The organism is Methylobacterium bullatum, assembly GCF_014845095.1.
Lineage (GTDB): Bacteria > Pseudomonadota > Alphaproteobacteria > Rhizobiales > Beijerinckiaceae > Methylobacterium > Methylobacterium bullatum.
In genome coordinates this window covers 22,055-28,236 of record NZ_NKUG01000135.1, presented here as the reverse complement: position 1 = coordinate 28,236, position 6,182 = coordinate 22,055, and the positions used below count along the sequence as shown (strand labels likewise).

Below are 6,182 nucleotides of genomic sequence, written 5' to 3'. Positions count from 1 at the left end.
TCGGCACCATCGCCTTCCGCTCCCCCGGCAGCGTCGCCGACCAGATCGCGGCCATGCCCTATGCGGTGGGGGACCTGGCCGGGTTCCGCCCGGTGCGGACGCTGATGGGGAATACCCTCCTGCTCACCGACGGCCCCAAGGACGTCGATCCCGAAGGCACCCAGCCGCTCGTCATCGTGGCGCCCTCCCTGGGCAAGTCCCCGGTCGCGACCGGCCAGCAGAGCGCCTTCGCCCGCAAGGCGCTGGGCACCATCCGGGAGGTGAAGGACATCGCGGTCACCGACGAGAGCCGCACCAGCGAGGGCGGCGCGGTCCTCATCCGCCTGCGCGCCACCGGCAAGGACGTGCGGTCCGGCCGAAAGGTCGGGGTGACCCAGACGATCCGCTTCGAGGGCAAGAGCTACCTGCGCGTCATCGGTCTCGCCGGCGCGGACCAGCCGGACGCCCTCGCGCGGGCCGAGCGCGTCGCCGCCTCGGTGATTCCGCGCTAAGTGGGCGTGTCCTGGTGAAGGGCAATCCGTCGGCCTTCACGAAGGTGGAGCATGCCATGAACGCCACGATCCGCTGCGTCTGCGCCCTCGCCGCGCTCGTTCCCGTCGCGGGCCCGGCCCAGGATGTCGGAGCGAGCATCCCGCAGGGGCTTCAGCAGCAACAGTTCCAGAACCTCGACGCGACCATCGGCGCCGGATGGTGGAGCCCCTGGCGGGCAAGCCGCCCCTGTCGCGGCCCGCCACGCGCGCCGCCTTCGCCGAACGGGTGAGGCTGCGCGCCGTGCTGCACCATGCCGGCTGGCAGGCCGCCCGGCGCCTCGGGACGGTGCCGGCTTTCGTCGCCGGACTCTCCAAGGACTTCATTCCGCCAGCGACGCTCCGGGACGTCACGATGACGGAGGACGGGCTGGTCGCGAAGGACCGCCGGAACGGCCCCGCGGCCGGGGCGGGCGGCGGCCCGGCGCCTCGGCGGGCGCCGTGAGAATGCCTCACAAAACTTCCGATCCCGGCCGGTTCTCGCTCCAGGCACGACAGTGCAGCGGGAGTTTTGTGAGAGACACTCAATTCGGGCGCGACCTCCGGGACGGACGCTACGGTCTCGACCACCCCTCGCCGACCCCGATCGGCGATGGCGGGCGAAATCGGCACCCGCATGGTCTCGCGTGAGGAGAGCGGACCCGGTGTGACCCGCACGGTGCGGGACTATTCGTGGCCCGGCCCACCAGGGTTGCCCCCGCGATCCCAGGGCGGCTAGACATCCCTGCGACCGGAACGCCGCATGTCACCGCGCCGGTCGCCGCCTCTTCCCCGTTTCGCGAGGAGCCACGATGCAGAGACCCGAGGATCGCACTGTTGCCCAGACCGGGTCCGCTGCATGAGGGTCGTCCGCGCGGCGCGCCTCCACCTGAAGGAGGGGGCCTCCGACAAGGTCTACGAGGTGGACCTCGTGGAGAACGACGCGGTCGCCGCCCCTGAGCGCTTCCTCGTCAATATCCGCTACGGACGACGCGGCACGATCCTGCGCGAGGGATCGAAGACGGCGCAGCCGATCACCGCCGATGCCGCCGCGAAGGTGTTCGACAGCGTGGTCGTCGCGAAGGTCAATGCCGGCTACCGCCGGATCGACCCGGCCGCTTCCTTCCCCGGACCGGCGGGCGAGGCGGAATCGCGGGAGGGCGGCACCCCGGCCGAGGGCCGCGACGGCATCCTTCTCGCGCGGCTGGCCTCCTGCCGGCGCGGGCTCTGGCCGGAGAAGGATCGCGAGCGCCTGCTCTGGCGCATCGGCCAGCTCCGCATCGCGCGAGCGGAGCCGGACCTCGTCGCCCTGGTGCGGGACATCGGTCCGGCGGGGGCGAGCTACGCCCTGGTCTGGGCGCTGGCGCGCGCCGTGGGGGGCAAGGCGGCACCGATCCTCGAGGCCGTGGCGGCCGAGACGAGCAGCGTCGTGATCCGTGACCTCGCCCGCTTCGCCCTGGTCTCGCCGCTGATGGGCGCGCAGCGACGCTCCTCGGGAGAGGAGGCCGACCTGCCGGAGGCGGTCGCCCGGCCGGCCCGCGCCGGCGACGCGGACGGCCTCGTCGCCGCGCTGACCGCCCTCGCCAGGGGCAAGCCCCTCGCCGTCGGGCCGGCGCTGGTGGCGCTCGGCCGCTGCGCGCAGGACGATGCCGTGCTGCATGCGGGCCTCTGCGCCGCGCTCCCGCATCTGCCCGCCCGGCCGCCCTACCTCATCGGCCTGCGCCGCCTCTTCAAACATGCCGAGATGGCCGACGATGCCGGCCTCTTCGGCGCCACCGCGCTGCGGCTCGAGACCGCGAAGGCGATGTACAAATCCGGCGCCCCCCTGGTCTACTCGGCCGAGTTGCGGCGGCAATTCGTGGTGCGCGATGAACGGGGCGGTCCGGATGCGCGGATCGGCCTGTCCTCGGCCACCTCGCTCTACCTCAAGCGCCGGATCTGGCGGGCCTTGCGCAAGCGCGGCGAGGTCGGCGATCCGGCCTTCGCCGAGATGGCCGCCGGCCTGCTGCTGAGGGTGCGGCCGGAGGATCTGGGTCCGCGCACGGTCTCGACCCTGTGGCGGCGTCAGGCGAACGGCACCTGGGGCCGCGATGCCCGCCTGCGCGGGCCGCTCGCGACCCACTGGGCGGCGAGCCAACTCCTGTTCCGCCATGCGCGCCAAGCACGGCCGCGCTCGGGCTCGGCCACGTTCTTCCTCGATGCCGATACCGACCTCGACTCGCGGGACGAGGCCTTCCCCGACCTCTGGAGCGCCCGGCCCGACCTCGCGCTCCGGCTCGCCACGGAGGGGCGGATCGACCCCGTGGCGATGCTGGGCCTGCGCGTCCTGCGGGCCGACACCGCGGCCTGCGCGGCCCTGGATGCCGCCGCAATCGGCCGCCTGCTCGGCGCGACTCTACCCGCCGTCGCCGCCCTCGGCCTGGAGATCGCGCGGGAGCGTCTCGCCCGGGGCGGGGCCGATCCCGACCTCCTCGCCGTCCTCGTTCAGGCCCGGTTCCCTGAGGCGCGGATGCTCGCCCTGCGGCGGATCGAGGCCGAGGCGGATTTGCCCTGGACGAACGTGGCGCTTGCCTTCGCCCTGCTCACGAGTGCCGCGCAGGAGGTCGGGGCCGCGCTCGTCCCCCTCGCCCGCGAGCGCGGGCTTCCGGCCGGCGTGGCCGGGCCTTTGGCCGAGCGGCTGGTGGCGTGGCTGCGGGCGATGCCGTCCGTCCTCGACGAGGAAGCGAAGGCGGCGATCCGGGCCATGCGCGGCAGCCTCCCGCTGCTCTGGCCGAACAACGACATGCCGGTGGCCGGGCACGACATCGGCGCGCTGATGGCGCATCCGGCCCCGGAGATGATCGCTGCGGGCGTCGCGCTGCTGGCCCTGTCCGGCACCGATGCCGATGGCCTGCCCGCCGAGCAATGGTACGCCCTGATCGGATCGGACTCCCTGGACGTGCGGGACGCCGCGATCGGCCTCCTGTCGCGCCTCGACGATGAGCGGCTCCGCCGGCACGCCGACCACATCCTCGCCTTCGCCTGCGGTCCTTCGCCCGTCCTGCGAAAGGCGGCGCGGCCCCTGGTCAAGCGCCTGGTCGATGCCGACCCGGACAGCGCCGCCCCCCTGGCGCAATCCCTCATCGGGAGCCTGTTCCGCACCGCGCCGGACGACCAGTTCGTCGCCGACGTGGTCGCGCTCCTGAGCGAAGCGATGCCCCGCGAGCTCGCCGCCCTCGACGCCGGCACCCTGTGGCGCCTCCTCCAGGCGCAGGCCAAGGGCGCGCAGCGCCTCGGCGCCGTCGTGCTGGCCGAGCGGGCGCCGGGCCTCTTCAGCGTGCGCCAGATCGCGCGGCTCGGAGGGCATTCGCATCTCTCCGTGCGGCAATGGGCGATGGCCGCCTATCTGGCCGAGCCGGCCCGCTTCCAGGCCGAGGCGGCCGAGGCCGTCCTCCTCGTCGAGAGCGACTGGCCGGAGACGCTCGCCTTCGCGGAGAGCCATTTCGCGGCCTGGCCGGAGGAGGCCTGGACGCCCGATGCCCTCGCCGTCGTCACCGACAGCGTCAAGCCGGAGGTCTTGGCCTTCGCCCGCCGGATCCTGCGCAGCCGGCTGCGGCCGGGGGAGGCGGATGCCCAGATCCTGCGCCTCCTCGAACATCCCTCGCCCTCGATGCACCTTCTGGTGACGGAGCTGCTGACGGCAGAGGCCGTGGCCAGCGAGGACGCCTTCGCGCGTCTCGTGCCGCTGGCCCGCATCGTCATGCTGCAGGTGCTGACGGGGCGGACCGCCAAGGACAGGATGGCCGCCTTCCTGAAGGGGGAGGCCCTGCGCAGCCGGGAACGGGCTCAAAGTTTGCTGCCCTTCTTCGCCGACCTGTCGCTCAGCGGCACGGCCCGCGACCGGAACGCCGCGATCCTGGCGCTCCGCGACATCGCCGACGCCTATCCGGATCTCGAGACGCCCCTCGTCCGGCGACCGTCCGCGGCACGGCCCTCCCCCGGATCCCTGTCGGAGGGTGCCCGATGAAGCTCCATCACCGCTATCTCGGCGAGAGCCGCGCCGTCACGGAAGGGGGCACGACGCGGCTCGGCTTCGCCCCCGACACCTTGCGCGCGCCGACCTTCTTCAACGGACGGGTCGCCCGCCACCTGCCGTTCCGCGAGGCGATCTCGGCCCTCCACCACGTCGTGGTGTCGGATCTGCGCTTCAAGCCGAAGGACCGCAGCGCCTATTTCGCCTGGCTGCAGGCCAACGAGCAGCAGCTCCTGGCCGAAGCGCTGGCCGGCAGGGACGAGCTGGAAGCCGAGATCGAGTCCCTGCGCCGCGAACTCACGGACATCGGCATCCGGTACCAGACGGTGATGCGGCCGTTCTACAAGGCCCGGCAGCTTTATTTCGACCGCCTCTACAAAGAGGATCTCGACGCCTGGATCGTCCTCGACCCGGTCATCACCGTGCATCCGGACGAGATCTTCTTCGAGTGTTTCAGCCTCGACGAATCCACCTACGGGCGCCTCTCCTGCGACCATGACGTGTTCGAGCGCATGGGCGAGATGGCCTTCGGCACCACCAACATTGATTACAGCCACGCTTTGTACGACGAGTTCCAGAAGATCCGCAGCGACCGGGACACCGAGCTCGCCATCGACCCCACCGGCTTCTCGGTGCAGACCAGCGGCACGGAGGAGTATCGCGAGGACAAGATCGATCTGCCCGATTCCTGGATGCGGGGCTTCCTGCAGGTCTCGAGCGCCATGACGCAGCCCGCCTGCGTGGTCGATCTGCACCCCGTCGACCTGCACGCGATCCTCACGCGGCTCGCCGCCCGCCGGGAGCGGCACGGCCCGCGCTCCCTGCGCTTCCTGCTCGAGCCGGACCGGCCGGTGAGCGTGCTGATCGAACCCTGGAACGAGCGGCTGACCTTCCGGCGCTCGATTTACCGGGGGCCGGCGAGCGCCGAGATCCGGCTCTGGGGCCGGCGCCGGCTGGCGATCCTCGCCCGCGCCCTGCCCCTCGCCCGATCGGTGCGGCTCCATCTCCTCGGCACCGGTCTGCCCTCCTTCGCGGTGGTGGATTACGGCGGCCTGCGCTTCACCCTCGGCCTGTCCGGCTGGACCGCCAACGACTGGTCCCGCGCCGGCCAGTTCGACCTCCTCGCGCCCCGCACGGATGTCGATGCGGGCACCGCCGCGCGGGTCTTCGCGGCGCTGGGCCGCCATCTCTTCGCCGATGCCGGGACCCTCGCCGCCGAGACCGGCCTCGACCGGGCGACGGTGGAGTCGGCGCTCGGCGGCTACGTCCAGGCCGGCCGCGCCATGTTCGACCTCGACAAGCGGGTGTTCCGCCTGCGCGAACTCACCCGCGAGCCTCTCGATGCGGGCGCTCTGCGCTTCGCCTCGGAGCAGGAGGCCAAGGCCGACCGTTTCGTCGCCGCCGGGCTCGTGACCCTCGGCCCCATCACCCGCGCCGAGGGCCGGCGCAGCCTCACCGGTTCGGTGCTGGACGACGGCCGGGCCATGGCGACCGCCGTCGAGATCGACGCGGACGACCGGATGGTCGGCGGCCACTGCACCTGCGGCTTCTACATCCGCAACAGACTGATGCGCGGCCCCTGCGAGCACATGCTGGCCCTGCGCCGCATCGTTCACACGCAGGTCGAGGGCAAGCCGATGAGGAGTCAGGCGTGAGGAACCGCG

Annotated in this window: 3 protein-coding genes and 1 pseudogene; all 4 read left to right on the top strand. The window is 72.5% G+C overall.

Annotated elements, in window-relative coordinates; all coding sequences use genetic code 11:
* Nucleotides 1-491, top strand: a pseudogene (locus MBTS_RS18220) (hypothetical protein); the annotation flags it as partial.
* A gap of 196 nt (nt 492-687) precedes the next feature.
* Entirely contained in the window at nt 688-972 is a 285-nt protein-coding gene (locus tag MBTS_RS18215; RefSeq protein ID WP_238254185.1) for a hypothetical protein, read from the top strand.
* A 393-nt stretch (nt 973-1,365) separates the two neighbouring features.
* Entirely contained in the window at nt 1,366-4,512 is a 3,147-nt protein-coding gene (locus tag MBTS_RS18210; protein WP_192216174.1) for a hypothetical protein, read from the top strand.
* Nucleotides 4,509-6,173, top strand: a complete 1,665-nt coding sequence (locus MBTS_RS18205; RefSeq protein ID WP_192216173.1) for an SWIM zinc finger family protein — start codon at nt 4,509-4,511, stop codon at nt 6,171-6,173. The genes MBTS_RS18210 and MBTS_RS18205 overlap by 4 nt, the downstream gene beginning before the upstream one ends.
* Nucleotides 6,174-6,182 lie beyond the last annotated feature (9 nt).